Here is a 24,979-nt window from a genome sequence, read left to right on the forward strand (position 1 = left end):
TCCACAACCCGTCCCCGCGCGATCGCGCCGAGTGAGCGCCGATCGGGAGCGTCGCTCCTGGTGAGCGCAGTGCGTTAGGCCATTCGGTTCATTTTTGCAATTTGCTGTTCGCGACACAGCGCACACGGGGGCCGATACCGCAGGCCGGGCGGGTCCGCACGACGGAATCCCGGGCGTGTCCGGTTCGCCCTGATTTTGCGGGCCGCGCACTTTTTTGCGTGGCCCGCAAGTTTTTCGCTACACTCTGTTCATGCCGCCGGAGGAACCACCGAAGCTGACGCTGCGGGAACGCAAGAAGCGCGAGGCCCGCCGGGCGCTCGCGCAGGCCGCGTTGCGGCTTTCGATGGACCGCGGGCTGGAGAACGTGCGGGTCGAGGACATCGCCGCCGAGGTCGGTGTCTCGCCCCGCACATTCAACAACTACTTCTCCAGCAAGGAGCAGGCGGTCTGCTCGATGGTCGTCGACCGCCACGAGGGGATGCGCGAAGCCCTGCTCGCGCGGCCGGAGGGCGAGCCGCTCTGGGAGTCCGTGAAGCAGGCGGTGATCGAGCAATATTCGCGTGAGGGCGAGCCGGATCGCGCGTATGTTGCGCGTATCCGGGAGCTGATGGGCCAGCTCATGCTGCGCGGCGAGTTCCTCAACGCCCACGCGGCGGTCGAACGCGTCCTCGCCGAGACCATCGCGAAGCGGGCGGGCGGAGCGGACCACCTCTTGTGCCGGCTGATGGCCTCCACGGTGGAAAGCGCCGTCCGCGTCGCCTTCGTCAACTGGTTCATGACCGAGGGCGAGCCGTTCCTCCCGACCCTGGAACGGCTGCTGGACGAGCTGGCCACGGGGATGCCCGGCCTGACCGGCGGCACCGCACCGACACCCGGACCGAACACCACCACCACACTGGGGGAACCGTTGTGCTAGTCAAGCTCCTGCGCAGTCACCTGCGCCCGTACAAAACCACGTTGTGGGTGATCGTGGCGCTGCAGCTCGTGCAGACGATCGCCATGCTCTACCTGCCCACGCTCAACGCCGACATCGTCGACAACGGGCTGATCAAGGGCGACATGGCCTACATCCTGCGCATCGGCGCCGTGATGCTCGCCGTGACGCTCGCCCAGATCGCCGGCTCGATCGGCGCGGTGTACTACGGCGCCCGCACGGCGATGGCGGTCGGGCGCGACATCCGCGCCGGCGTCTTCCACCGCGTGCAGGACTTCTCGGCCCGCGAGGTCGGCCAGTTCGGCACGCCGTCGCTGATCACCCGCACCACCAACGACGTCCAGCAGATCCAGATGCTGGTCGTGATGACGCTGACGCTGATGGTGTCGGCGCCGATCATGTGCGTCGGCGGGATCATCCTGGCGCTGAACCTCGACGTGCCGCTGTCCTCGCTGCTGCTGGTGATCGTGCCGGTGCTGGCGATCGCGGTCGGCACGATCATCACGAAGATGCGCCCCGCGTTCCGCAAGATGCAGGAGCGGATCGACAAGATCAACCAGGTGCTGCGCGAGCAGATCATGGGCATCCGCGTCATCCGCGCGTTCGTCCGCGACAAGCACGAGCGCGAACGCTTCGACGCCGCGAACGACCAACTGCTCACGGTGTCGCTGCGCGTCGGCCGCCTGATGGCGCTGATGTTCCCGATCGTCATGCTGGTGATGAACGCCTCCAGCGTCGCGGTGCTGTGGTTCGGCGGGCAGCGCATCGACTCCGGCAGCATGCAGATCGGGGCGCTGACGGCGTTCCTGTCCTACCTGCTGCAGATCCTGATGTCGGTCATGATGGCCACGTTCATGTTCATGATGGTGCCGCGCGCGGAGGTCAGCGCCGAGCGGATCAGCGAGGTGCTCGACACCGAGTCGAGCGTCCGCCTGCCGGTTTCGCCGATCAAGCCGGGCACGCTCCACGGGCACCTGGAGCTCTCCGGCGTCGAGTTCCGCTACCCCGGCGCGGAAAAGCCGGTGCTGCAGGACATCTCGCTGATCGGGCGGCCGGGCGAGACGACCGCGGTGATCGGGTCCACGGGTACCGGGAAGACAACGCTGCTGAACCTGATCCCGCGGCTGATGGACGCGACCCGCGGCACGGTGAAGGTCGACGGCGTCGACGTGCGCGACCTCGACGCGGGGGTGCTCGCCCGCGCGGTCGGGCTGGTGCCGCAGAAGCCGTACCTGTTCGCCGGCACCGTGGCGAGCAACCTGCGCTACGGCAACCCGGACGCGACCGACGAAGAGCTGTGGCACGCCCTCGAAGTGGCTCAGGGCAAGGACTTCGTCGAGGCGATGCCCGAAGGCCTGGACGCACCGATCTCGCAGGGCGGCACGAACGTCTCCGGTGGTCAGCGGCAGCGGCTCGCGATCGCGCGGATGCTGGTGCACAAGCCGGAGATCTACCTCTTCGACGACTCGTTCTCGGCGTTGGACTACGCGACCGACGCGGCCCTGCGCCGCGCGCTGGTGTCGGAGACCGCCGACGCCACGGTGATCATCGTCGCGCAGCGCGTGAGCACCATCCGGGGCGCCGACCGCATCATCGTCCTCGACGAGGGCCGCGTCGTCGGCACCGGCACCCACCACGAGCTGTTCGACGGCAACGAGACCTACCGCGAGATCGTGCTGTCCCAGCTGACCGAGCAGGAGGCGGCGTGAGTACCACGGAATCGCCGAAGACCGCCGTCACCGAAGCGGGCGAACGGCCGACCGCGGAACGGCAGAAGAACACCGGGGCCGCCACCGTCGGGCCCGGCCGGTGGATGGCCGGCGGCGCACCGCCGGAGAAGGCCCTCGACTTCAAGGGCTCCCTCAAGCGGCTGCTGCACATGCTGGCCCCGCAACGGCTCCACCTCATCGGGGTGCTCGTGCTCGGCGCGGCGAGCGTCGCGCTGACGGTGATCGGGCCGAAGATCCTCGGCCAGGCCACCGACGCGATCCTCGCGGGCGTGCTCGGCAAGCAGGTGCCGCCGGGCGTCACCAAGGAGCAGGTCGTCGCCGGGCTGCGCGCCCGTGGTGACGGCACGCTCGCCGACATCTACAGTCGCGTCGACCTCGTGCCCGGCGTCGGGATCGACTTCGACAAGGTCGGGCAGATCCTGCTGACCGTGCTGGCGCTGTTCGTCATCGCGTCGTTCTTCGGGCTCATCCAGGCCCGGCTGACGACGACGCTGGTGCAGAACGCCGTCTACCGGCTGCGCCAGGACGTCGAGGAGAAGTTCGCGCGGCTGCCGCTGAAGTACTTCGACCGCCAGCCGCGCGGCGAGGTCCTTTCCCGCGTCACCAACGACATCGACAACCTGGCGATGTCGCTGCAGCAGACGCTGTCGCAGATCGTCTCGTCGCTGCTGACGGTGATCGGCGTGCTGATCATGATGTTCCTGATCTCGCCGCTGCTGGCGCTGATCGCGCTGCTCACGGTGCCGCTCTCGGCCGTCGTGGCGGCGAAGATCGGCAAGCGGGCGCAGCCGAACTTCATCAAGCAGTGGTCGACGACCGGGAAGCTCAACGCGCACGTCGAGGAGATGTACACCGGGCACTCGCTGGTCAAGGTGTTCGGCCGCCGCGACGAGTCCGCGGCGATTTTCGACAAGCAGAACGAAACGCTGTACGAGGCCAGCTTCCGGGCGCAGTTCATCTCCGGCATGATCCAGCCGGCGATGATGTTCATCGGCAACCTGAGCTACGTGCTGGTGGCGGTGATCGGCGCGCTGCGCGTCGCGTCGGGCAGCCTGACGCTCGGCGAGGTGCAGGCGTTCATCCAGTACTCGCGCCAGTTCAGCCAGCCGGTGACGCAGATCGCCAGCATGGCGAACCTGCTGCAGTCCGGCGTCGCCTCGGCCGAGCGGGTGTTCGCGCTGCTGGACGCCGAGGAGCAGGCGCCGGAGCCGGAGCACCCGGAGCGGCCGTCGGTGATCCGCGGACGCGTCGAGTTCCAGGACGTCTCGTTCCGCTACCTGCCGGACAAGCCGCTGATCGACGACCTGTCGCTGACCGTCGAACCCGGCCAGACGGTGGCGATCGTCGGCCCGACCGGGGCCGGGAAGACGACGCTGGTCAACCTGCTCATGCGGTTCTACGAGCTCGACAGCGGGCGGATCACGCTCGACGGCGTCGACATCGCGAAGATGAACCGCGAGGAGCTGCGCGACCAGACCGGCATGGTGCTGCAGGACGCGTGGCTGTTCGGCGGCACGATCGCGGAGAACATCGCCTACGGCGCGGACGACCCGACCCGCGAGGAGATCATCGAGGCGGCGACGGCGACGTACGTCGACCGCTTCGTCCGGACGTTGCCGGACGGCTACGAGACGGTCCTCGACGACGAGGGCGGCACGGTCAGCGCGGGCGAGAAGCAGCTGATCACGGTCGCGCGGGCGTTCCTGGCCCGGCCGGTCATCCTCATCCTGGACGAGGCGACCAGCTCGGTCGACACCCGCACCGAGGTGCTCATCCAGCGGGCGATGAACTCGCTCCGCAGCGGGCGCACGAGCTTCGTCATCGCGCACCGGCTCTCCACGATCCGCGACGCGGACGTGATCCTGGTGATGGAGCACGGGCAGATCGTCGAGCACGGCGACCACGAAACGCTGCTCGGCAGCGGCGGCGCCTACGCCCGGCTGTACGCGGCCCAGTTCGCCGAAGCCATGGCGGAGACGGACTGACGTCGTCACCCCGGTATCCTGGACGCTCCCGAGCGGAAGGGGTACCGGGGCGGCGATGGCCGACAAACTCGAGGAGTACCGCGGCAAGCGCGGGAAGGACCGCACCCCCGAACCCTGGCCCGAGGGGCCGCCGGAACCGGGCGGCAACGACCTCTTCGTCATCCAGGAGCACCACGCCTCCCGGCTGCACTGGGACTTCCGGCTGGAACGCGACGGCGTCCTCGTGTCGTGGGCCGTGCCGCGCGGCCTGCCGCTCGCGCCCGGCGTGAACCGGCTCGCGGTGCACACCGAAGACCACCCCATGGAGTACCTCACGTTCTCCGGCGAGATCCCGGCGGGCGAGTACGGCGGCGGCCGGATGACCGTGTGGGACACCGGGAAGTACGAAACCCTGCACTGGAACGACCACAAGGTCGAGGTCGTCTTCCACGGCGAGCGGGCGCGCGGCAAGTACCTGTTCGTCAACCGGCACCACGACGACGACCGCGACTGGACGCTGCGGCGCCTCGACCCGGCCGAGCCGGGCCACGAGGACGCACCGGAGTTCCTGGAGCCGATGACGGCGGTCCCGGGCGGGCTCCCGGCGGACGACGGCGAGTGGGCCTACGAGTTCGCGTGGGGCGGCCTGCGCACGATGCTCCAGGTTTCGGGCGGCCGCGGCACCGCGCACGACGACTCCGGCGCCGACGTCACCGGCCGTTACCCGGACCTGCACAAGCTGGGCGAAGAGCTCGGCTCGACGGAAGTGCTGCTGGACGGCGAAGTGGTCGTGGTGAAGGACGGCAAGCCCTCACCGGAAGGCCTCGAGGAACGCCGCCGGGCCGACGGCGCGGCGGCGAAGCGCCTCAAGACGCACTGCCCGGTGTTCTACTTCGCCAGCGACATCCTGCACCTCGACGGCAAGCCGACGCTTTCGCTGCCGTACACCGAACGCCGCGAGCTGTTGGCGGACCTGCCGGTGACGGACGGCCGCTGGCAGGTCCCCGGCTACTTCCTGGGTGGTGGCGAGGACGTGCTCGGCGCCAGCCGCCAGCACGGCTTGCCGGGAGTGGTGGCCAAGCGGGCGGACAGCGTCTATCGCCCCGGCGACCACTCCGGCGACTGGCTGTACATCGGGAACTGACGCGTCAGTGCACGCGCGGCACCGCGGCGAGCTGCCCGCGCTTCGCGTTCTTCAGCAGGAAGAACGCGACCACCACCCCGGCTGCCCCGATCCCCGCGCAGACGAGCATCCCCGTGTGGAACCCGGCGAGCGCGCCCGCCGGGCCGGGGTGGCCGCCATGGTCGTCGCGATGACCGTCGACACCACCGCGACCCCGAGCGCGCCACCGACCTGGAACGCCGCCACGTTTCTCCCCGAGGCGATGCCCGCGTCGGCCGTGGTGACGCCCTTGAGCGCGGCCGCCGCCAGGACGACCGGGCCGATGCCGAGTCCGAGGCCGAACACGACCAGGCCCGGCAACACGCTCGTCAGGTAGCCGGAATCGGGTGAGAGCCCGGTCAGCAGGGCACTGCCGACGGCCATCAGCAGCAGCGCGGTCACCGCGACCGGGCGGATGCCGAGCCGGGCCAGCGCGGCCTGGCCGGCGTACGCACCGAGCACCGCCGCGACCGGCATCGCGGACTGGCTCAGCCCGAAAACGATCGGCGTGTAGCCGAGCACGCCCAGCGAATACTGCGAAAGCACGACCGACGACCCGAAGGCGAGCATCGCGATCAGGACCGTCAGCACGTTGCCGCCGAGCACGGTGGCCGACCGGAACAGCCGGGCGGGCAGCAGCGGAGCCGCCGACCGGCGTTCGACGACGATCGTCGTCGCGGTCAGCACCAGGAAGACGCCCCCGAGGCCGAGCGTCCGGAAACTGGCCCAGCCCCACGCGGGCGCCTCGACGAGCACGTACACCAGCAGGACCAGCGCCGCGGTGCTGAGCACCGCGCCGGCGACGTCGAAGGTGCGGTGCGCCGAGGTGTCCCGGCTCTCCCGCAGCAGGACCGGGCTCAGCACCAGCATCAGCACGGCGACCGGAACGTTGACGTAGAAGAGGCTCTGCCAGCCGAACCAGTCGAGCAGCGCGCCGCCGAGCAGCAGCCCGATCGTCGCGCCCAGCGCGGCGATCCCCGACCAGATGGCGAGGGCCCGGTTGCGCGGGCGCCCCTCCGGGAACGTGTCGGTGAGGATCGCGAGCGCCGTCGGCGCCATCAGCGCCGCGGAAACCCCGTGCAGCGACCGCGCGGCCAGCAGCAGCGGACCCGCGGTGGCGACCGCCGAAAGCAGCGACACCAGCAGGAACAGCGCCGTGCCCGCCATGAAGAGCTTGCGGCGGCCGAGCAGATCCGCGGCCCGGCCGCCGAGCAGCAGCAGGCCGCCGAACGTCAGCAGGTTGGCCGAGAGGACCCGAGCACGCCCGCCACGACGACCACCGCGCCGGCGACGGCGTTGCCGGCGAACGCGGCCGCCGACGGCTGCGTCTGCGCGGCGGACTGCAGCAACCACGGCGAAAGCGCCGCCCACGCACCGAGGACCGGGACGACCCAGCCGAGCACGCGCGGGCGCCGGGTCACGATGCCGGCGATCGCGAGCCCGATCAGAGCCACGCCGACGACGGTGTTGGTCAGGGCGAGCACGCCCGCCCCGCCGAAACCGGCGACCCAGGGCGCGAGCACGAGGTAAGCACCGGCGAGCAGCACGAGACCGGCGGCCCACCGGCCCGCGGGCGAAGTTGTCTTCACCCCGGAGTGATACCCCGGCGGTCGCGGCCGGTAACCGGGAACTGCCCGCAGCCCTCGAGACGGGCAGGCCCCGGACCGGACCTCAGCAGCCGCAGGTGTAGTACGTGATGTCCCAGTGGTTGCCTTCGTCGCAATAGAGGTTGCCGGAGCCGGCCTGCCACTGCGGGTAGCCGTCGCCGCGCAGCCCGATGTAGCCGAAGTTGTTCTTGATGTAGCTGTCGATGCAGCTGTTGTGCGAGATGTCCACCTTGTAGCCGTTGTAGTGGCTGTAGGTGCCCGACGCGTGGCCGACCTCGGTGCCGCCGGTGATGTTGATCGCGCAGCCGCTGGCCCGCTTCAGCGTGATCACGCCGGTGACCGTCGTCTGGTTGATCTGCTCGTAGGACGTGCAGGTCGAGTTCGACCGCGTGGTGCAGCCCCCGCTCGACGAGTGCGTGACCCCGGCGGCGGACAGCTGCGACGCGGCGGCCGACTGGCTGAGCTTCGTGACCTCGACGCTCGCCGAAGCCGTGCCGATGGTCGCGAACACCACCGTCGCGGCCGAAGCGGTCAATCCCACTGCCACGCGCGCGAGCATCCGTTGTCCCGGCATGCCTTGCTCCTTCTCCTGCGACGAACCGAACGGCGGCAGCCAAAACGGGACGGCCATAACTTCGCCAAACGACCTCGTCGCGGACCCCGGCGGGGGCGGGTCAGGTCCTGATCTTCGTCAAGACTTCACGAGTCCGTTCGCGGGCCGGGGATTCACTCGAGACGGCGGTGAGCTCTCGCAGCGCGCGCAGCTCCCACAGCGGGAACCCCAGCTCCTCGAACAGGCCGGCCGAGGTCCGCAGCAGCCGCGCGGCCTCCGGCCCGGCACCCTCGTCGGCGTGGGTCCGGCCGAGGCTGAGCAGGGTGTACCCGGCGCCGCGGCGGTCGCGCAGCTCCCGGAAGACGCCCATCGCGACGCGCAGGTGCCACCGCGCGCCCACCGGATCCCCCGCGCGGAGCCGCAGCTCGGCGAGGGAGCGGTGGGTGTACGCGGCGGCGTGCCGGTGCCCGATCTGCTCGAACAGCGCCAGCGAGCGCGTCAGGCAGCGTTCGCCGTCGCCGAGTTCTCCCGCGTCGGTGTGCAGGTCGCCGAGGCTGCGCAGGACGTGGGCCTCCCAGTGCCGCTCGCGGGTGCGCACGGTGCCGCCGAGCGCGCCGGTCAGCAGGTCGGCCGCCTGGTCGCAGCCGCCGTGCCGGCGCAGGACGTCGGCGTAGCGCTTGGCGGCGTGGTCGTGCCCGCGGCCGTCGTCGCACTCCCGGGCGAGCAGCATGCTCACCTCGAAGCTCTCGACGGCGCGGCGCACATCCCCGACGTCCTCGGCCAGCGAACCCAGCTGCGCCGCCGCGGCCGCCTGCCCGTGGCGATCGCCGCATTCGCGCAGCAGGTCGAGGGCCTCCAGCAGCGCGGCTTCGGCGGCTCGGGCGTCCCCGCCGTCGAGGTCGACGTCGGCGATGGCGGCCAGCACCGCGCCCGTGCCCTGCGGGTCGTCCAGCTGCCGGAAGCGGTGCTCGGCCATGACGAAGTAGTTCCGCGCCTGCCGTCCGTGGCCGTGCTGCAGGTGCACGGAGCCGAGGTTGTAGAGCTTTTCGGCCTCGGCGTGCGGATCCTGCCGCCGGCGCGCGGCGGCGAGACCGAGCACGGACACGGCGCGGGCGGCGTGACCGAGCCACGGCGTGCCGGCCAGCGCGGTGCACGCATCGGCGAGACGTTCGGTGAGGTCATGCCAGCCGTGCGCCCCGGCCAGCCGCGCAGCCGCGGCGAGGTGCGCGGTCTCCTCGGCGGCCCAGGCCGCCGGATCGGCAGTGACTTGCCGAAGCGCGGCGGGATCCGGCCGGGAGAGAGCCGGTGCCGGGCCACTCGGGACGGCTTCGGGCGGAGTACGCGACCCGGGTGGTGTCCCCGCGCCGGTCGCCGGGGCCGGAGTACGTGAGCTGGGTGGTGTACCCGCGCCGCCAGCCGCACTATTCGAGCCGGGTGGGCTCCCCACGCCGCCAGCCGCATCCGCCGCCGCAGCCGCACTATGCGAGCCCGGCAGCGCGCCCGCGGCGGTCACCGCGGCCGGACTACGCGACCTGAGTGATGTCCCCGCGCCCGCAACTCCAGCCGAAGTGCGCGAACCGGGCGGTGTCCCCGCGCCACCAGCCGCGGCCGCGCTATGCGAGCCGGGTGGGGTCCCCGCGCCACCAGCCGCAGCCGGAGTACGCGAACCGGGCGGCGTTACCGCGTCGGCAACCGCACCCGCACTAACCGACCCAGGCGCCCCCGGACCGGCAACCGGAGCCCGCGACCCCCACGCCGGTCCCTCCCCCACCGGCCCACCAACGGCAGCCCCCCGGGCGTGCTCGGCCAGTGCGAGGGTGACCTCGCAAGCGCGGCGCAGCGCGACCGCGTCCGTCTCCGGCGACACACCCTCGGCCACCACGAGTCGGACGAACGGCGCCACCGCCCAGTGCCGTCCGGCCGGCTCCAGCAAGTGGGCGCCGGCCAGGGCGTCGAGCCGGTCGCGGGCCTCGTCGAGGGGGCGGTCCAGCAGCGCCGCGGCGCACCAGTCCGGGACCGGCCCGGGGAAAGCGGCGAGCAGACGCACCAGGTACCGGTCGGGCGCGGGCCGTTCGCGCAGCCCGGACGTCACCGTGCCCCTGACAGAGAGGTCGCCCGCGGTCAGCTCGTCGAGCCGCCGGCGGTCGTCGGCGAGGCGCGCGGCGAGGTCGGCCACGCGCTGGTTCGGCCGCGCCGCGAGCTTCGCCCCGGCGATCCGGACGGCGAGCGCGAGTCCGGCGCAGTGGCCGAGAAGCCGTTGTACCGCTTCGGGTTCCGCCCGCGGCCGCGCCTCCCCGGCGATCGCCGCGAGCAGCGCCCACGCGTCCTCTGTGGACATTCCGGTGACCGGCACCGGTCGCGCTCCGCACAGGCCGGGCAGCTCCCGGCGCGCGGTGACCAGCGTGGCGCAGCCGGGCCCGCTCGGCAGCAGCGCCCGGACCTGGGCCTCGTTCGTGACGTCCTCCAGCAGCACCAGCAGCCGCCGGTCCGCGGTGTAGCTGCGCCAGAGCCCGGTCAGGCCGGCTCGATCGGCCAGCTCCGCCGGCGTCGCGCCGAGCAGGCGCAGGAAGCCGGTCAGCACCGTCGCCGGGTCGGCGTCCTGGCCCCGCAGCGACGCGGTCAGCTGGCCGTCCGGGAACCGGCGGCGCGCCCGCCAGGCCGCTTGGACGGCCAGCGCGGACTTCCCGGTGCCGGCCGCTCCGTGCAGGACGACCGGACCCGGGCCACGCAGCGCACGGCCGACGTCGGCGAGTTCGGCCACGCGGCCGGTGAAGTCGGGGACCGCGGGCGGGAGCTGGGCGGGCGGCCCGGGCGTCGTCCAGTCGGTACCCGCGATCCGGCGGTACACCGCGACGAGGTCGTCGCCCGGCCGGACGCCCGCCTCCTCCCAGAGCGCCCGCCGCGTCCGGCGGAGCACCTCCAGGGCCGACTCGCGGCGGCCGACGGTGCCGAGCGCGGACGCGAGCCGGGCCGCGAACCGCTCGTCGGCGGGCCGGGCCGCGACGACGGGGTCGAGCCGCTCCACGACGGCCCGCCCGTCGCCGTCGGCGAGCTCCAGCTCGACCAGCTGCAACAGCGCCGCCGAGCGCCGGTCTTCCAGCCACAGCTTGTGCGCCTCCAGCAGCGGCCCGCCCGCGACGTCGGCGAAGGCGTCACCCCGCCAGCACGCCAAGGCCCGTTCCAGCGCGCGCCGGCGCTGGGCCCGGTCGTCGGCGCCCGCGGCCAGCAGCGTCACGAAGTCGTCCGCGTCCAGCTCCCCCGGCTCGACGACGAGCGCGTACCCGCGCGGGCCGGAGAGCAGGCGCTGCCCGGCCTCGGCGGCCCCGAGACCGGGCGAGAGCGACTTGCGCAGCTTCGACACGGTGACCTGCACGATCGCCGCGGCGCTCGACGGCGCGCCGTCCGGCCACAGCTCGTCGACCAGCGTGTCACGGCCGACGAAGCGGCCGGCGTAGGCGAGCAGGACGGCGAGCAGCCGCCGCGGCTGGGCTGCCGAGGGCAGCACGACGGAGGCCGTCATCGGACCGAGGACCTGGAACCGCACGGCTACACCTCACCCGCGAGATCACCTGATCGAGCGGGGTGAATCTAGCCGCCCGGGGTCTGGCATTTCCCTCGTTCACCCGGATGGCCGACGACGTTGGTTCAGGTGTGCGCGAGCAGCTTGCCCAGGAGTTCCGGGTTGTCCCCCAGCCCGGCCCGCAGCGTGTGCTCGCGCAGCGGCTTGAGGTCGCCGTAGGGCTGGTTCGCCCAGTCCAGTTCGCCCTGCGGCGGTTCCGGGTCGTACTCGATGGCGAACTGGACGTTCGTCGCGATCTGCCGCCCGGCCAGCCGCTCCACCAGGTGCAGCGCCAGGTCGATCCCGGCCGAGACGCCCGCCGCGGTGATCACCCGGCCGTCCTCGACCCAGCGTTCGGCGACCGGTGTCGCGCCCAGCCCGGTCAGCAGGTCGCGGAACATCCAGTGCGTCGTCGCCCGCTTGCCGTCCAGGAGCCCGGCCGCGCCGAGGATCATCGAGCCGGTGCAGACCGACGTCACCAGCTCGGCGCCGGCGGCCGCGGTGCGCAGCCAGGCGAGGAGGCGCTCGTCCGACATGGCCTTCAGGGTCGGCACGGTGCCGCCGGGCACCAGCACGGCGTAGGGCGACGGCACCTCGTCGAAGGTGTGGCTCGGCGCGACGCTCAGCGGCGTGTCGGTGCCGATGGTGTCCTTCGTGGCGCCCACGACGACGGTCCGGTAGCCGCGATCCATCTGCGCGAGGGCGCTCAGCACCTGGAGCGGGCCCACCAGGTCCAGTGGAGTCAGCCCCGGGTAGACGACGAAAGCGAGGGTCTTCTGCTCAGCGGTCATGGCCCTCACCCTGGCGGGGTCGCCGACGCGGCGGGCGCGGATGTCCGAAATCCTGCGAACCGCGTCCGAAGGCCGGTCCGGCTGCTAGCGTGCGATCATGGCAGGTTCACCCAGACGGGTAACCATCGTCGGATTTCCCGACGTGGAGCTGCTGGACGTCGCCTGCCCGGCCGACGTCCTCGACGCGGCGAACCGCCACGGCGCGCGCCCGCCGTACGAGATCCGGCTGGCCACGATCGACGGCCAGGCCGTCCGCACCTGCTCCGGCCTGATCCTGCAACCCCACCTGCGGCTCGACCAGGTGGCGGGCGACCTCGACACGCTGGTCGTCGCGGGCGGCTGGGGCAGCACGACGGCGGCGTCCGACGAGCGCGTGCTGGCCCACATCCGGCGGCTGGCCCAGACCAGCCGGCGGGTGGCGTCGGTCTGCACGGGCGCGGAGGTGCTCGCCGCGGCGGGCCTGCTCAACGGCCGTCGCGCGACGACCCACTGGCGCTGGGCGGCTCAGCTCGCCGAGAACTACCCGGCGGTGACGGTGGATCCGGTGCCGCTGTACATCCGGCACGGCAACGTCTACACGGCCGCCGGGGTGACCAGCGGGCTCGACCTGACCATGGCGCTCGTGGAGGCCGACCACGGCCCCACGCTGGCCCGCGAGGTGGCCCGTTCCCTGGTGACGTACCTGCAGCGGCCGGGAAACCAGGCCCAGGTCAGCCTGTTCCTGGCCGGCCCGCCACCGGAGCACCGCGAGGTCCGCGACCTCACCGCGTACATCGCCGAGCACCTCGACGAGGACCTCGGCACGCCGGCCCTGGCGCTCCGGGCGGGCATCAGCACCCGTCAGCTGACCCGCCTGTTCGACGCGCACCTGGGCACGACGCCAGGCAAGTACGTCCGCACGATCCGCACCGAGCAGGCGGCCCGGCTCCTGTCCGGCTCCGACCTCCCCCTGGCGACCATCGCCCGCCGTTGCGGCTTCGGTTCGACGGAGACGCTGCGGCAGGCCTTCCTCGACCACTTCGACACCCCGCCGTCGGCCTACCGGCGCGTCCACGTCCGCCAGGCCAACGGCTGACGCCGTGTCGACCTCGCAATCACGCGTGTCGACTCCCCGATCACGCGTGTCGACCTCCGGATCACGCCGGGGCCGCGGCCGGCTCGCGTGCTTGAACGGTCGACACGCGTGATTGGAGGGACGACACGCGTGATTGACGGGACGACACGGCGCATCGGGACGAACCGGGCCGTCGGCGGCCCCTTGCGCGGGGCGGGGAATCCCGCTGTCAGGATGTGCGCGTGGACCGCCCCGACCTGGACGACGACGAAACCGGCCCGATTCGCCGGATCACGGACGAGGTGTCCCCTTCGCCGGCCCGTGGCGCGTCCGTAAAGCCGGGAACGCCGGGAACGCCCCGCAAGCCCGCCCGCCCGGCGCCGCCCGAAGGCGCCCGCCGCCGCGCCGACACCGGACCGCAGCGGGTTCCGAACACCGGCGCTCACCGCGTTCCCGGCGCGGACAAGCGGACCGACACCGGCCCGCAGCGCACCGCCCGGCGGCCGGACACCGGCCCCCAACGCGCCGTCCGCCGCGGCGACACGGGCCCGCAGGCGGTCCCGGCCAAGCCGCGCACCGCGAAGAAACCCGAGCCCGAAGCCGGCCACGGGCACGGGCACGGACATGGCCACGGTCCCGCCGCCCCGGCGTCGAAACGCGTCCGGCTGCTCCTGATCTGGATGCTCGCCCCGCTCGCGCTGGCCACCGTCGTCGGCATGATCGTGCTGTACCCCTGGGGCAAGCCGGACCCGACCAGCGTCGTCCCGCAGGGGACGCCCGTGGCCGCGAACATCACCGCCACGAACACCGGCCCCTGCCTCGCCCAGGGCCAGGTCCAGGTCGGCGACCAGACCGACCCGAACGCGAAACCCTGCCTGACCGCCGACCTCACCATGACCGACGGCCCGGCGAGCGGGAAGCAGCTCAAGCTGACCGTGCCGATCGAGCCCAGCACGCCGCGGTTCAGCGCGGGCGACGCCGTCGTGCTCGCCTACAACGGCGGGAACGCCGGCGACCCCGCGAGCTTCCAGCTGGTCGACTTCCAGCGCGGCACCCCGCTGCTCGTGCTCGCCGCGCTCTTCGCGGTCGCGGTGCTGGTGCTCGGCCGCTGGCAGGGCCTGGCCGCGCTCGTCGCGCTCGGCCTGTCCTTCCTGGTGATCGCGCTGTTCATCCTCCCGGCCATCCTCGCCGGCGAGAACCCGCTGGTCGTGGCCATCGCCGGGTCCGGCGCGATCATGTTCATCGCGCTCTACCTCACCCACGGGCTGACGGCGAGAACGTCCGCGGCCGTGCTCGGCACGCTCGCCAGCCTCGCCCTCATCGGCGTCCTGTCGGCGATCTTCTCCGCCGCGGCTTCGCTGACCGGGCTCGACGACAGCACGTCGACCCTGATCGGCTCACTGGGCCACGGCATCGACTCGCGCGGGCTGCTGCTCGCCGGCGTCGTCATCGGCGCGCTCGGCGTGCTCGACGACGTCACCGTCACGCAGACCAGCGCCGTCTGGGAGCTGCGCCGCGCCAACCCCGACCTGAGCTGGCAGGAGCTGTACCGCTCGGGCCTGCGGATCGGCCGCGACCACGTCGGTTCGGCGGTCAACACGCTCGTCATGGCGTACGCCGGGGCCGCGCTGCCGGTGCTGCTGTACTCGTCCATCTCCGGCGTCGGGCTGGGCTCGCTGCTCGGCAGCGAGGAGATCGCGCAGGAGATCATCCGGACGCTCGCCGGCAGCGTCGGCATCGTGGCGGCCGTCCCGGTGACGACGGTCCTGGCCGCGCTGATCGCCTCCCGTGAGCCCGCCGGGTACCTCAGCAGCACCACGAAGGCCGTTCCGTCCCACCCGTAACACCGGCGCACCCCGGCCGCGCCGGACCGGCGGGAACGCGGTAGGAAGGCGGCAGCCGACCCCGGGAGGCGCCATGTTCCTGCTCGCCGGTCCGCGATACTTCGTGCGCGGCGCGCTGCGGGTCGTCACGGCCACCGTCCAGGCCGTGGAGTCGCTGCCGCGCATCGCGGCCGCCCTCGAGGACGTCCGGGCCACCCTGCACCACGTGGAGCGCCTCGCCGCGTACATCGCGCAGGAGGTGCCGGAGCTCGTCTACCAGCTCGAGCAGCTGCGCGAAGCGGACGAAGAGCTCAGTCGAGAGTCGCCACGAACCGGCTGACGGCCTCCATCGTGAACCGCTGCACGTACTTGCCCGACGGCGCCACCGACGCCAGCCGGTAGAGCGGCCGGTCGGCCACGCCGGAGCCGCGCGCCTCGGCCTTCAGCTCGGCGACCAGCAGCTCCCCGAACACGAGGCCGTTCGCCTCGACGTTGTTCATCAGCGCGTTCGCCAGCTTCCGCAGCTGCAGGATGCCCAGCTCGCGCCCGCCCGTCCCGGAGAACACCGCGAGGTCGACCTTCGCGACCTTGCCGCGCTGGCCGGCGTTGACCAGCAGGCTCACCGTCCGGGAGCCGCGGACGTCGCCGATGACCAGGTCGAGGCGCGTGGCGGTGACCAGGTCGACCCGGCGCAGCCCCCACGTGCGCACGAGCAGCGTCGAGCCCTCCAGCCACACGCGGCGCCGGATGCTCACGGCCATCACGTACAGCAGCGGCAGCGCGATCACCAGCGCGACGACCAGCCCGATCACCGTGCCGCCGATCAGGCCCGCGACGCCGCCGAACGCCGCGGCGACGATCACCACGCCGATCAGCCCCGAGATCCCGCGGCGACGACGTCCGCGCGGGTCCTCCTCGAACAGCGCCACCCGTTCCGTCGACTTCTCTGTCTCCTCGGCCATGCTCACGCCCCCGTCCCGGCGAGGAACGGGTTGCCCGCGCGTTCCCGCCCGATCGTCGTCGCCGGGCCGTGGCCCGGCAGCACCACCGTGTCGTCCGGCAGGCTCTCCAGCAGGGTCCGCACCGCCGCCGGGTCGGCGCCGCGGCCGACCGAGCCGGCGAACAGCGTGTCGCCGGTCAGCGCGAGCCGCCCGCCCTCGGCCGTCCCCAGGCCCAGCACCACCGATCCGGGCGTGTGCCCCGGCAGGTGCCGGACGTCGATGGCCAACCCGGCGAAGATCCCGGCCTCGAGCGGCACGCTGTCACCGTCGTGGAGCTCCGCGTCGCCGGGGTGCAGGTGCAGCGGGACGCCGTGCTCGGCCGACAGCGACGCGGCCGACGCGACGTGGTCCGGGTGGCCGTGGGTCGCCACGAGCGCCGCCGGGACCAGCCGGTGCTCCGCGAGCGCGGCGGTCAGCGGCGCGGCCACCTCCGGCCCCGGATCCACGACCACGCACGGCCCGCCGGCGGCCTCCGCCAGCAGGTAGCAGTTGGCCTGCAGCGGGCCGCTGCCGAACCCGACGACGAGCACCGAACGCCTCCCGGACATCCGCGCCGGATGGCGCCGATCACGATCGGGTTGAGACTAGCGGGCCCTGTACATGGTCCTCACAGGCTGTGCCCATACACTGCCGCTACCTCAGACGTGTGACACGAGCGGAAACCTGGGAGGGTACGGGGTGGCGACCAACCAGCAGCGCCGCGAAGCTGCGAAGCGCAAACTCGAGCGACAGCTCGATCGCCGTAAGGAGCAGCGGAAGCGGCGTCAGCAGATCGGCATCGGCGTGACGGCCGTGTCGGTGCTCGTCATCGCCGGCATCGTGGTCTGGATCGTCAGCTCCAACGGCGCGGACACCACCGACGCCGCGGCGTCCTCCTCCTCGGCCGCCCCGACGCCCACCGAGGTCCAGATCCCGACGCAGCGCACCGCGGCGGCGAAGCGGACCACGGCGCTGCCGAACCCGACGACGTGCGACTTCAAGGCCGACACGACGGGCAAGGCGCCGAAGAAGGTGAACCTGCCCGACGGCAAGAACGTCCCGTCGACCGGCACGGTGAACGTGACGCTGAAGAGCACGGCGGGCGACATCCCGCTGACGCTCGACCGGGCGCTCGCGCCCTGCGCGGTGCAGAGCTTCATCAGCCTCGCGAAGCAGAACTTCTACAACGACACCATGTGCCACCGGCTGGGCACCGAGGGCCTGCAGATGCTGCAGTGCGGTGACCCGTCGGCCACCGGCGACCCGACCCAGGACGGTCAGGGCGGCCCCGGCTACACGATGCCGGACGAGGCGTTCCCGGAGATCAAGTACGGCCGCGGCATCCTCGCGATGGCGAAGACGTCCGCCCCGAACTCCGGCGGCAGCCAGTTCTTCATGGTCTACGGCAACGCCGAGGGCCTCCCGCCCGACTACTCGGTGTTCGGCACCATCGGCGACGAGGGCCTGAAGGTGCTCGACGCGGTCGCCAAGGCGGGCATCGCGAACCCGAACCCGCAGGACGGCACCGGGGCGCCGACGAAGCAGGTCAAGTTCACGGGCGTCACCGTCCAGTAGTGACGCGGCGCATCGAGCTGAACGGGGACCCGCTCGGCCCGGACGCCTTCGTCGCGGGAATGACCTCCTACGGTCACTTCACCGCGATGCAGGTCCGGGACGGGCGGGTCCGCGGGCTCGCGTACCACCTCGAACGGCTGGCCACGAGCACCCGCCTGCTGTTCGGCACCGATCTCGACGTCGACCTGGTGCGGTCCTACGTCCGCCGGGCGATCGCCGGTGAACCCGAGCTTTCGGTGCGGGTCCTGGTGCTCACGCGCTCGTTCGCCGAACCGATGACGCCGGAGATCCTGGTCCGGACGCTCCCGCCGCACCCGCCCGAGCCGGCGCCGCTGCGCCTCGGGACGGTGCGCTACCAACGGGATCTGCCGCAGGTGAAGCACCTCGGCACGTTCGGCTTGATCTACCACGCCCGCCAGGCCGAGCTGGCCGGCTACGACGACGCGTTGTTCGTCGACCCCGCGGGGCGGATCAGCGAAGCATCGGTCTGGAATGCCGGGTTCCTGGCCGGCGACACGGTCGTCTGGCCGGAAGCCGCGGTGCTGCCGGGGATCACGATGCTGGTCCAGAAGGAAGCCTTGCGCCGCCTGGGTGTCCCGCAGGAGACGCGCGAGGTCCGGCCCGCCGACCTCCGCGGCTTCGACGCGATGTTCGTGACGAACTCCGAGACGCCGGGACGCGCGGTGGCGTCCGTCGACGACCTCGTGCTGCCGCCCGCGGACCGCGCGGTGGAGCTGCTCGCGAAGGCGTACGAAACCGTGCCCTGGGACGAGATCTGAACCACGGCTCGCCCCCTCCCGACCGCAAGATCTGAACCGCGCCCGCTCCGGCCCCGTGTCAAGGGCAACACCGGGACCCGCCGGGGTCGCCGGGGAGAGGGTGGGAGAGCCATGGCCGGAAACCGGGTTCCCGCGGTGCGCCGCGTCCTCGGGCGGACCGGGCAGGCCGGCGCCGCCGGTGTCCTCTTCGCCGTGCTCGTGGGCGGGCCCGCGCTGGCGCAGGCCACGCCGCCGCCTCCGGTCAAGTACTACATCGTCCCGCACGCCGACAACCCCGACGACATCACGCTGTTCAAGATCGCCGAGCGCGCCCTCGGCGACGGAAACCGGTTCCCCGAGATCTTCCGGCTCAACCAGGGCCGCCCGCGCCCGGACGGGACACCGTTCACCGACGCCACCGCCATCGAGCCCGGCCAGGTGCTGCAGCTGCCCGAGGACGCCCGGGACCCCGCCGTGCAGTTCGGCCCGCTGCCGGCCGCTCCCCCGGTCGTTCCGCAGGCGAAACCCGTCGAGGAGTCCTCCGGGCTCGGCGTCGGGCTCGCCTCGGCGGTCAGCGGCACCGGCGGTCTGCTGACCGGCCTGATCGCCGGGCTCTGGTGGCGACGCCGTCCCCAGCTCCTCCCGCCGCCGCCCTTCGAGCCGGAGCACCACGAGGACGTCGACGGCTCCGGCTCGGTCAGCGGGACCCTGCCGATCCCGGTCGTGGTCCCCGAACCCCGTCCCGACGCGACGCCGGAGGTGCTGCTGCGCCAGGAACCGATCACCGCCGAGCACTCGATCATCGTGCTCGACACCGCCGACACGCAGGTGATCGCCGCGATCCGGCCGGGCGCGCAGTTCCGGTTCCGCTTCGACAAGGAACCGGGCTTCGTCGACGGCTCCACCGTCCTGGTCGTCGACGACGAAGGCGACAGATCGTGACCGATCCGCTCGTGGCCCCCCGTGCGTGCCGGGTCACTCTGCGCTGAACGGCTCAACCGGTGCCGGAACACTGGCTTCGGCCCGCCGGTGCCGCAATAGTCGAACGATGACCTCGGATCCGTTCGGGACGCTGCGGAAGACGCTCTGGATCGGTGGGGCCCCGTGGACGGGCAAGTCCACCGTCGCCCGGCTGCTGGCCGCGCGGCACGGGCTGGCGGCCTACCACCACGACGACCGGACCCGGCCCGCCGCCGCCCCCGCCGACGACGTCCCCGCCGGCGACCAGCTGACCGCGGTGCTGGCCGAGTTCCGGCGGCGGTTCGAGTCCGCGCTGGACGAGCTGCGCGCGTGGGAGTCACCGCGGCCGATCGTCGCGGAGGGCCGGAGCCTGCGCCCGGAGCTGGTCGCCCCGCTCGTGGACTCGCCGAGCCGGATGGTCGTGCTGGTGCCGACCGAGCTGTTCCGCCAGCACCAGCTGCGGCACCGGCCGGACGAGCCCACGATCCCGCGGCAGCGCACCCGCCTGACGCGCGACCGGATGCTCGCCGCGCAGGCCGTGCGCTCGGCGCGGGAGGCCGGCATCCGCGTCATCGAGATCGACGGCCGGCTCGACCCGGCCGGGGTCACCGACTTGGTCGCCGAGCACTTCCGCGCCTACCTGGACGCCTGAGGCTCCGGCGGCCGAGTCCGATGTGGACGGCCGCGGTCCGGGCCGGTCAGCGGTGGGTGAAGCGCGGCGGGCGCCGCTCGAGGAACGCGGCGACGCCCTCCGCGTAGTCCACGCCGTGCAGTGCCGCGGACCGGATCTCCTCGACCTCGGCGTCCGAGGATTCCTGCCCCGCCACGATCTTCTCGATGATCCGGTTCATCCCGCGGATCGACGCCTGCGAGCGCGAGCAGAGCGTCGAGACGAACTCCCGCGTCGAGGTCTCCAGATCCGACGCCGGGAAGACGTCGTTGAGCAGCCCGATTTCGCGGGCCCGGTCCGCCGTGATCAGCTCGCCCGAGAGCAGGAAGTACTTGGCGTGCGCCGGTCCGACGAGCGAGACCAGCTGGCGCGTCGAGTCGAAGTGGTAGACGATGCCGAGCTTCGCCGGGGTGATGCCGAACCGGGACCCCTCGGCCGCGAAGCGGAAGTCGCACGCGACCGACACCTGGCAGCCGCCGCCGATGCAGTTGCCCTGGATCATCGCCACCGACGGCTTGCGCATCGCGGTCAGCGCCGCCACCGCGCCTTCGACCGCCTTGTCGTAGCTCGCCGCGCCCTCGGCCGTCGTCCGCAGCTCGCCGAACTCGCTGATGTCCGCGCCCGCCGAGAAGTGCTTTCCCGCGCCCGCGATCACGAGCACCTTCAGCCCCGGGTCGGCCTCCACCTCGGCCACCACGTCGGGGATCGCCGACCACATGCCGTAGGTGATCGCGTTCATCTTCTCCGGGCGGGTCAGCGTGAGCAGGGCGACTTCGCCGTCGCGCGTCAGGTCGAATCCGTCGGTCATGAACCGCACGATAGCTGCTCGCCCTGAGCGAAAACTGCGGTGTGTGACACGGTCGGGTCGCTAGCTTGGGGCCGTGGCGACGACCGAGGTGGACGGCACGGCGTTCGGCTACGACGAAGCGGGCGAGGGGCCCGCGGTCGTGCTGCTGCACGCCGCGATCGGCGACCGCCGGATGTGGGGCGCCCAGTTCACCGCGCTCGCCGCCACGCACCGGGTGATCCGCTACGACCGCCGCGGCTTCGGCGAAACCGCCGACGGCCCCGGCGAGTACGCCCATTACGAGGACCTGCTGGCCTTGCTCGATGCCCGGGGGATCGAGCGGGCCGCGCTGGTCGGGGCGTCGATGGGCGGGGCGTGCGCGCTGGACGCCGCCCTGGCCGCGCCGGAGCGGATCACCCGGCTCGCGCTGCTCGGCTCGGGCCTGACCGGGCACACCTGGCCGGACCACATGCTGGCGGACATCGAGCGGCTGGCCGCGGAAGCGCTCCCCGCCGGGCGGCTCGCCCGGTACGCCGCCCGCGAAGCCGAGGTCGACCCGGCGGACGTACGGGCGATGGCCGACGCGAACATCCGCTACCTGGTCGCCGGCCCGGAGCGGGACGTCTCGGTGCTGCCGCCGGAAATGGTCGCGCTGGTCGGGGAAATGTGCGAGCAGGTCCACCGGCGCGACTGGACGGCTCCACAGTGGACGGAGAAGGTCCCGGACACCCGGCACCGGCTGGGCGAGATCACCACGCCCGCCCTGGTGGTGATCGGGACGGCGGACGCGCCCGGTCTCGTCGAGCTGTCCCACCACCTCGCGGCGTCGCTGCCGGACGCGGAGCTCGTCGAGCTGCCCGACACCGGTCACCTGCCGTCGATGGAACGGCCCGACGAGGTCGACGCGGTGCTGCGGAAGGTCCTCAGCTGAAGATCTTCTGCACCTGATCGGAGATCTTCGCGACCAGCTCGGAGAACTGCACCGCCCCGCCCAGCAGGCCCTTGACCTTCTCCCAGCGGCTGCGCACCACCGCCGGCTCCGCGGCGTCGCCCGCGCGCAGGTCGCCGGCCAGGTCGGTCAGGGTGTCCTCCAGCACCTCCTGCTTCGCGAGGTCCTTGCCGCGCACCTCGGTCGTCAGCCGCTCGATCAGCTCCAGCAGCGACGAGACCGTGGCGTCGGCGTCGCCCCCCTCGATGCCGGTCTGGGTGATCCGGCCCGAGTTGTCGCCGCCGATGCTGACCTTGTTCGTGATCCGGTGTCCCATCAGGCCTCCGCTCCGGTCTGCCGCCCGGTCATCCTGGACGGGCGGGGCCGCGGCCCGCGCTGTCCGGTCTGGGTGATCGGGGCGCTGTTGTCGCCGCCGATGGTGATGTCGTTGGTGACGACGACCGCCGCCTGCTCGTCGAAGTTCGCCGTCGAGAACCCGGCGTCGCCGAGCAGCTTGCCGATCGTCGGCAGGAGCCGGCTCCCGATGATCTTCTCGTACCGCTCGATGTCGACGAGCTGGAAGTAGTCGGTGAAGAGGTTCGCCGACGCTAGCTCGCGCAAGGTGCTGGCGGCGCCGTAGCGCTCCGGGTCGAGGACGCCGGCTTCGCGCCTCGGCTGACGGATCCACGACGCCAGGTTCGCGATCCGGCCGGGCAGGCTCGCCGGCAGCTCCAGCCAGCCGGCCAGCCCCTGGCCGAACGGGCGCAACGACTCCTGCCGCATCTTGTCCACCGCGCGGTACTCGGCGCGGATCGGCGGCAGCATGAACGGCGTCCACTCGACGTACAGCGTCGTCTCGTCCACCGCCACGTGCAGGAACGTCGTGAGCACCAGCTCCCGGTCCCAGGTCTCCACCTGGAAGCACAGGTAGTAGCGCGCCCATTCCTTCGGTTCCCGCCGGATCCGCTCGACTTCGGCCTCGGGCAGCCGGGTGCGCGGCGGGTACTCGATGTCCGGCAGGTAGGCGGCGGCTTCGCTCTCCCCCAGGTGGTCGACGAGCTCGGCGGCCGGGGTGAACACCGCCTCCGTCACCGTCAGCCCGCCCAGCCGGCGGTCCGGCGACAGCGGCGCCGAGCGGCGGAGGTCCGCGATGGCCCCGCGGATCTCCTCGTACAACGTCTCGGTGGTGAGCTCGCGGCGGTCCGCCGGATCGGTCCCGTCGTCCTCGACGCGCTCGAGCGGGATCGCCATGGACCAGGCGTCGCGCCGGAAACCCGCGCCCACGAAAGGTTTGTAGCCGCGGTACACCACCAGCGGCGCGCCCGGCGCACCGGCGAACTCGTCGATCTGCCGGTAGCGCCCGAGCTGCGCGCGGAAGTCTTCGGTGAACAGCCCGGCGAGGGTGCCGGTGTCGGGAGCGGGCGGGGCGAAGCGCTTGAAGCGCGTCGTCAGCAGGTTCCACAGCGACCAGCGTTCGAAGGTCACGACCATCAGGACGACCACGGCGAGCACGATGCCGATGACGTACCGGGCGGTGTCGCCGCCCGAGGAGTCGTCGAACTGGACGTCGTCGTAGTAGCGCGACGAATAGCTCCGGCCGGAGTCGAAGATTTCGCCGGAGTAGGTCAGCAGCAGCCAGACGATCACGACGGCGCCGCCCACCAGTGCGAGCGTCTTCGGGCTGAGCGGCCGCTCGGTCACCCGGACGTTCTTCCCCGACCGGGCGATCACGAGCACGATCGAGAGCACGATCCAGCCGTACAGCAGCGGGTTGTCCCACGACAGCCCGATGACGACGGCCATCAGCAGCACCAGCAGGCCGTCGTAGTTCTTCCGGCGCGCCCGTGCCCGCACCGCCTCGGTGAGCACGCGGCCCGCGTCGAGGCCGGGCGACGGCGGGACCGGCCGGGTCGGCTCGACGAGGAACTCGGTGATCGCCCGCGTGCCGAAGCGGGGATCGAGGTAGGAGGCCGCGCACAGGTAGCGCGTGGTGTCGTCGGCCGAGCCTGGGGACATGCTCGCTCCCTCGGGGAACTCCGGAAAGACCCACTCAGCAAGTTGCCGACCGTAGCATGCACATTGGGGACGGGGGACGGTATTTCGGGCACCGGTCACGCCAGCAGTTCCGCCGTCAGTTCCCCGCGGCTGCGGACGTCCACCTTCCCGAACACGGCCTTGAGGTGGTCCTGCACGGTGTGCGCCGAGATGCCGAGCCGGCCGGCGATGTCCGAAGTGGACCGGCCCGCCAGTACCTCGCGGCAGACGTCGCTTTCGCGCGCGGTCAGCCCGTAGGCCGCGAGCCGCACGCTCAGCAGTTCGGCCCCCGACGCGCGGCCGATCGTCACCACCGTCTCGTCGTCGGCGGACCCGGTGACCAGCCGGCTCGCGTGCAGCACGATCCAGCCACCGCGGGCGTCGCGGACCCGCGCGCGGAAGGTTCCCGTCGCGGCCGCCCGCGCGCCGGTCACCACCGCGCGCAGCAGCACCGCGAACCGGCCGGGGGCGATCGCGTCCAGTTCGGACCGCCACGCCGCGGCCGCGCCGGTGGCCGCCCGCTGCCCGCCGTCCGGGCCGGCCACCACGATCGCCGGGTCCGCCCGCTCCCCCGCGTCCCGCGTGCGCGCGGCCACCCGTGTCGCCGCCGCCACCGCCGGTGCGATCGCCGTCAGGAACTCGACCTCGCGGTCGCCGAACTCGCCGCGCCGCACCAGGCCGGCCGCGCCCCACGACGTCCCGTCGACCCGGAACACCACGCGCAGCTCGTGGCGCAGGCCCAGCGGCCGCCAGACCTCGTTGAGCCGCCCGCTGCGCTCGACGTCGCGGCGTGGCAGGTCCGAGAGCCGGGCCACCGGCACCGGCCGGGCGGTCAGCTCGGCGAACGTGTGGGGCTGGGCGCCGTCGTACTCGTAGGTCGCCAGCAGCGGCTCGTACTCCCCCGGGATCCGGGCCCGCCCGCTGGTCATCGAGCTGATCACGGCGGTGTCCGGGTCCAGCGACGCCCAGCACGTCAGCTCCGTCGGCACCACGCGCTCGACCAGCTCGATGGCGGCGGCGTGCAGCTCGGCGACCCCGAGGCCCGCCGTCGCGAGCGCGGCGATGTCCCGCCGCACGCCCTGCGCCCGGCCCTCCCACATGGACGCAGTA

At 72.6% G+C, this 24,979-nt stretch carries 23 protein-coding genes; 12 read left to right on the forward strand and 11 right to left on the reverse strand.

The genetic code is table 11. The features are described from left to right. Positions 1-250: 250 nt before the first annotated feature. Genes ABZ342_RS23110 through ABZ342_RS23125 form a run of 4 tightly spaced genes read left to right on the forward strand, consistent with a single transcriptional unit; the run spans position 251 to position 5,772 of the window. Positions 251-916 (forward strand): TetR/AcrR family transcriptional regulator, encoded by a 666-nt coding sequence (locus tag ABZ342_RS23110; protein WP_155549645.1) that lies wholly within the window; start codon positions 251-253, stop codon positions 914-916. After that, positions 910-2,643, forward strand: a complete 1,734-nt coding sequence (locus ABZ342_RS23115; RefSeq protein WP_360476420.1) for an ABC transporter ATP-binding protein — start codon at positions 910-912, stop codon at positions 2,641-2,643. The genes ABZ342_RS23110 and ABZ342_RS23115 overlap by 7 nt, the downstream gene beginning before the upstream one ends. Further along, positions 2,640-4,649: an ABC transporter ATP-binding protein gene (locus ABZ342_RS23120; RefSeq protein WP_360476423.1), complete on the forward strand. Its 2,010-nt coding sequence runs from the start codon at positions 2,640-2,642 to the stop codon at positions 4,647-4,649. Before ABZ342_RS23115 ends, ABZ342_RS23120 begins: the two co-directional genes overlap by 4 nt. Before the next feature lie 55 nt (positions 4,650-4,704). Continuing rightward, on the forward strand, positions 4,705-5,772 hold the full coding sequence (locus ABZ342_RS23125) for a DNA polymerase ligase N-terminal domain-containing protein (RefSeq protein WP_360476426.1): 1,068 nt from the start codon (positions 4,705-4,707) through the stop codon (positions 5,770-5,772). Positions 5,773-5,823: 51 nt separating this feature from the next. On the opposite strand, the gene ABZ342_RS23130 is transcribed toward ABZ342_RS23125, so the two are convergent. The 5 genes from ABZ342_RS23130 to ABZ342_RS23150 form a co-directional block, all read right to left on the reverse strand. After that, positions 5,824-7,029 carry an MFS transporter gene (locus tag ABZ342_RS23130; RefSeq protein ID WP_360476577.1) on the reverse strand — a complete coding sequence of 402 codons (1,206 nt, stop codon included), beginning with the start codon at positions 7,027-7,029 and terminating at the stop codon, positions 5,824-5,826. Continuing rightward, the gene (locus ABZ342_RS23135) at positions 7,023-7,379 is read right to left on the reverse strand and encodes an SPW repeat protein (protein ID WP_360476429.1); all 357 of its coding nucleotides are present in this window, start codon (positions 7,377-7,379) and stop codon (positions 7,023-7,025) included. Before ABZ342_RS23135 ends, ABZ342_RS23130 begins: the two co-directional genes overlap by 7 nt. An 82-nt stretch (positions 7,380-7,461) precedes the next feature. Continuing rightward, positions 7,462-7,971 (reverse strand): hypothetical protein, encoded by a 510-nt coding sequence (locus tag ABZ342_RS23140; RefSeq protein ID WP_155549639.1) that lies wholly within the window; start codon positions 7,969-7,971, stop codon positions 7,462-7,464. 100 nt (positions 7,972-8,071) lie between these two features. Further along, the gene (locus tag ABZ342_RS23145; protein WP_360476432.1) at positions 8,072-11,494 is read right to left on the reverse strand and encodes a BTAD domain-containing putative transcriptional regulator; all 3,423 of its coding nucleotides are present in this window, start codon (positions 11,492-11,494) and stop codon (positions 8,072-8,074) included. A 101-nt stretch (positions 11,495-11,595) separates the two neighbouring features. Beyond that, positions 11,596-12,300 carry a DJ-1/PfpI family protein gene (locus tag ABZ342_RS23150; protein WP_360476435.1) on the reverse strand — a complete coding sequence of 235 codons (705 nt, stop codon included), beginning with the start codon at positions 12,298-12,300 and terminating at the stop codon, positions 11,596-11,598. 97 nt (positions 12,301-12,397) lie between these two features. Between ABZ342_RS23150 and ABZ342_RS23155 the strand changes: the two genes are divergently transcribed. The 3 genes from ABZ342_RS23155 (at position 12,398) to ABZ342_RS23165 (ending at position 15,517) form a co-directional block, all read left to right on the forward strand. Beyond that, positions 12,398-13,375, forward strand: coding sequence for a GlxA family transcriptional regulator (locus ABZ342_RS23155; protein WP_155549637.1), 978 nt, complete (start codon positions 12,398-12,400; stop codon positions 13,373-13,375). A gap of 221 nt (positions 13,376-13,596) precedes the next feature. Then, complete coding sequence (locus ABZ342_RS23160) at positions 13,597-15,198, forward strand: YibE/F family protein (RefSeq protein ID WP_360476438.1); 1,602 nt, start codon at positions 13,597-13,599, stop codon at positions 15,196-15,198. A 73-nt stretch (positions 15,199-15,271) separates the two neighbouring features. Then, complete coding sequence (locus ABZ342_RS23165; protein ID WP_155549635.1) at positions 15,272-15,517, forward strand: hypothetical protein; 246 nt, start codon at positions 15,272-15,274, stop codon at positions 15,515-15,517. Here the strand turns inward: ABZ342_RS23165 and ABZ342_RS23170 are convergent. After that, the gene (locus ABZ342_RS23170; RefSeq protein ID WP_360476441.1) at positions 15,489-16,139 is read right to left on the reverse strand and encodes a hypothetical protein; all 651 of its coding nucleotides are present in this window, start codon (positions 16,137-16,139) and stop codon (positions 15,489-15,491) included. The two genes, ABZ342_RS23165 and ABZ342_RS23170, sit on opposite strands and share 29 nt — an antisense overlap. A 2-nt stretch (positions 16,140-16,141) precedes the next feature. Continuing rightward, positions 16,142-16,708, reverse strand: coding sequence for an MBL fold metallo-hydrolase (locus ABZ342_RS23175; protein WP_360476580.1), 567 nt, complete (start codon positions 16,706-16,708; stop codon positions 16,142-16,144). Between the two features lie 148 nt (positions 16,709-16,856). Between ABZ342_RS23175 and ABZ342_RS23180 the strand changes: the two genes are divergently transcribed. The 4 genes from ABZ342_RS23180 to ABZ342_RS23195 all read left to right on the forward strand — a co-directional run bounded on the left by ABZ342_RS23180 (position 16,857) and on the right by ABZ342_RS23195 (position 20,102). Continuing rightward, positions 16,857-17,732, forward strand: a complete 876-nt coding sequence (locus ABZ342_RS23180; RefSeq protein ID WP_155549633.1) for a peptidylprolyl isomerase — start codon at positions 16,857-16,859, stop codon at positions 17,730-17,732. Further along, a complete protein-coding gene (locus tag ABZ342_RS23185) occupies positions 17,732-18,511 on the forward strand; it encodes an aminotransferase class IV (RefSeq protein ID WP_155549632.1) in 780 nt (259 codons plus the stop codon). Before ABZ342_RS23180 ends, ABZ342_RS23185 begins: the two co-directional genes overlap by 1 nt. A gap of 111 nt (positions 18,512-18,622) precedes the next feature. Continuing rightward, positions 18,623-19,432 carry a hypothetical protein gene (locus ABZ342_RS23190; RefSeq protein WP_360476445.1) on the forward strand — a complete coding sequence of 270 codons (810 nt, stop codon included), beginning with the start codon at positions 18,623-18,625 and terminating at the stop codon, positions 19,430-19,432. A gap of 106 nt (positions 19,433-19,538) precedes the next feature. Next, the gene (locus ABZ342_RS23195) at positions 19,539-20,102 is read left to right on the forward strand and encodes a hypothetical protein (protein WP_360476448.1); all 564 of its coding nucleotides are present in this window, start codon (positions 19,539-19,541) and stop codon (positions 20,100-20,102) included. Positions 20,103-20,148: 46 nt separating this feature from the next. Here the strand turns inward: ABZ342_RS23195 and ABZ342_RS23200 are convergent, their stop codons facing one another. Further along, on the reverse strand, positions 20,149-20,928 hold the full coding sequence (locus tag ABZ342_RS23200) for an enoyl-CoA hydratase-related protein (protein WP_360476451.1): 780 nt from the start codon (positions 20,926-20,928) through the stop codon (positions 20,149-20,151). Between the two features lie 73 nt (positions 20,929-21,001). Here ABZ342_RS23200 and ABZ342_RS23205 point away from each other — a divergent pair, with 73 nt between their 5' ends. Next, the gene (locus tag ABZ342_RS23205; RefSeq protein ID WP_360476454.1) at positions 21,002-21,838 is read left to right on the forward strand and encodes an alpha/beta fold hydrolase; all 837 of its coding nucleotides are present in this window, start codon (positions 21,002-21,004) and stop codon (positions 21,836-21,838) included. On the opposite strand, the gene ABZ342_RS23210 is transcribed toward ABZ342_RS23205, so the two are convergent. The 3 genes from ABZ342_RS23210 to ABZ342_RS23220 all read right to left on the reverse strand — a co-directional run bounded on the left by ABZ342_RS23210 (position 21,831) and on the right by ABZ342_RS23220 (position 24,969). Beyond that, positions 21,831-22,172: a hypothetical protein gene (locus ABZ342_RS23210; protein WP_155549627.1), complete on the reverse strand. Its 342-nt coding sequence runs from the start codon at positions 22,170-22,172 to the stop codon at positions 21,831-21,833. The genes ABZ342_RS23205 and ABZ342_RS23210 overlap by 8 nt on opposite strands. Then, positions 22,172-23,851 (reverse strand): hypothetical protein, encoded by a 1,680-nt coding sequence (locus tag ABZ342_RS23215; RefSeq protein ID WP_360476457.1) that lies wholly within the window; start codon positions 23,849-23,851, stop codon positions 22,172-22,174. Before ABZ342_RS23215 ends, ABZ342_RS23210 begins: the two co-directional genes overlap by 1 nt. 95 nt (positions 23,852-23,946) lie before the next feature. Beyond that, positions 23,947-24,969: a helix-turn-helix transcriptional regulator gene (locus tag ABZ342_RS23220; RefSeq protein WP_360476460.1), complete on the reverse strand. Its 1,023-nt coding sequence runs from the start codon at positions 24,967-24,969 to the stop codon at positions 23,947-23,949. Positions 24,970-24,979: the final 10 nt, after the last annotated feature.

Source organism: Amycolatopsis sp. NPDC005961, from assembly GCF_040629235.1.
Taxonomy (GTDB): Bacteria; Actinomycetota; Actinomycetes; order Mycobacteriales; family Pseudonocardiaceae; genus Amycolatopsis; species Amycolatopsis camponoti.

Bases quoted from the DNA above. Each gene is read 5' to 3' on its own strand.
- ABZ342_RS23110 (WP_155549645.1), top strand. From the start codon at position 251: ATGCCGCCGGAGGAACCACCGAAGCTGACGCTGCGGGAACGCAAGAAG.
- ABZ342_RS23125 (WP_360476426.1), top strand. From the start codon at position 4,705: ATGGCCGACAAACTCGAGGAGTACCGCGGCAAGCGCGGGAAGGACCGC.
- ABZ342_RS23140 (WP_155549639.1), bottom strand. From the start codon at position 7,971: ATGCCGGGACAACGGATGCTCGCGCGCGTGGCAGTGGGATTGACCGCT.
- ABZ342_RS23150 (WP_360476435.1), bottom strand. From the start codon at position 12,300: ATGACCGCTGAGCAGAAGACCCTCGCTTTCGTCGTCTACCCGGGGCTG.
- ABZ342_RS23155 (WP_155549637.1), top strand. From the start codon at position 12,398: ATGGCAGGTTCACCCAGACGGGTAACCATCGTCGGATTTCCCGACGTG.
- ABZ342_RS23165 (WP_155549635.1), top strand. From the start codon at position 15,272: ATGTTCCTGCTCGCCGGTCCGCGATACTTCGTGCGCGGCGCGCTGCGG.
- ABZ342_RS23170 (WP_360476441.1), bottom strand. From the start codon at position 16,139: ATGGCCGAGGAGACAGAGAAGTCGACGGAACGGGTGGCGCTGTTCGAG.
- ABZ342_RS23190 (WP_360476445.1), top strand. From the start codon at position 18,623: ATGGCCGGAAACCGGGTTCCCGCGGTGCGCCGCGTCCTCGGGCGGACC.
- ABZ342_RS23195 (WP_360476448.1), top strand. From the start codon at position 19,539: ATGACCTCGGATCCGTTCGGGACGCTGCGGAAGACGCTCTGGATCGGT.
- ABZ342_RS23200 (WP_360476451.1), bottom strand. From the start codon at position 20,928: ATGACCGACGGATTCGACCTGACGCGCGACGGCGAAGTCGCCCTGCTC.
- ABZ342_RS23210 (WP_155549627.1), bottom strand. From the start codon at position 22,172: ATGGGACACCGGATCACGAACAAGGTCAGCATCGGCGGCGACAACTCG.
- ABZ342_RS23215 (WP_360476457.1), bottom strand. From the start codon at position 23,851: ATGTCCCCAGGCTCGGCCGACGACACCACGCGCTACCTGTGCGCGGCC.
- ABZ342_RS23220 (WP_360476460.1), bottom strand. From the start codon at position 24,969: ATGTGGGAGGGCCGGGCGCAGGGCGTGCGGCGGGACATCGCCGCGCTC.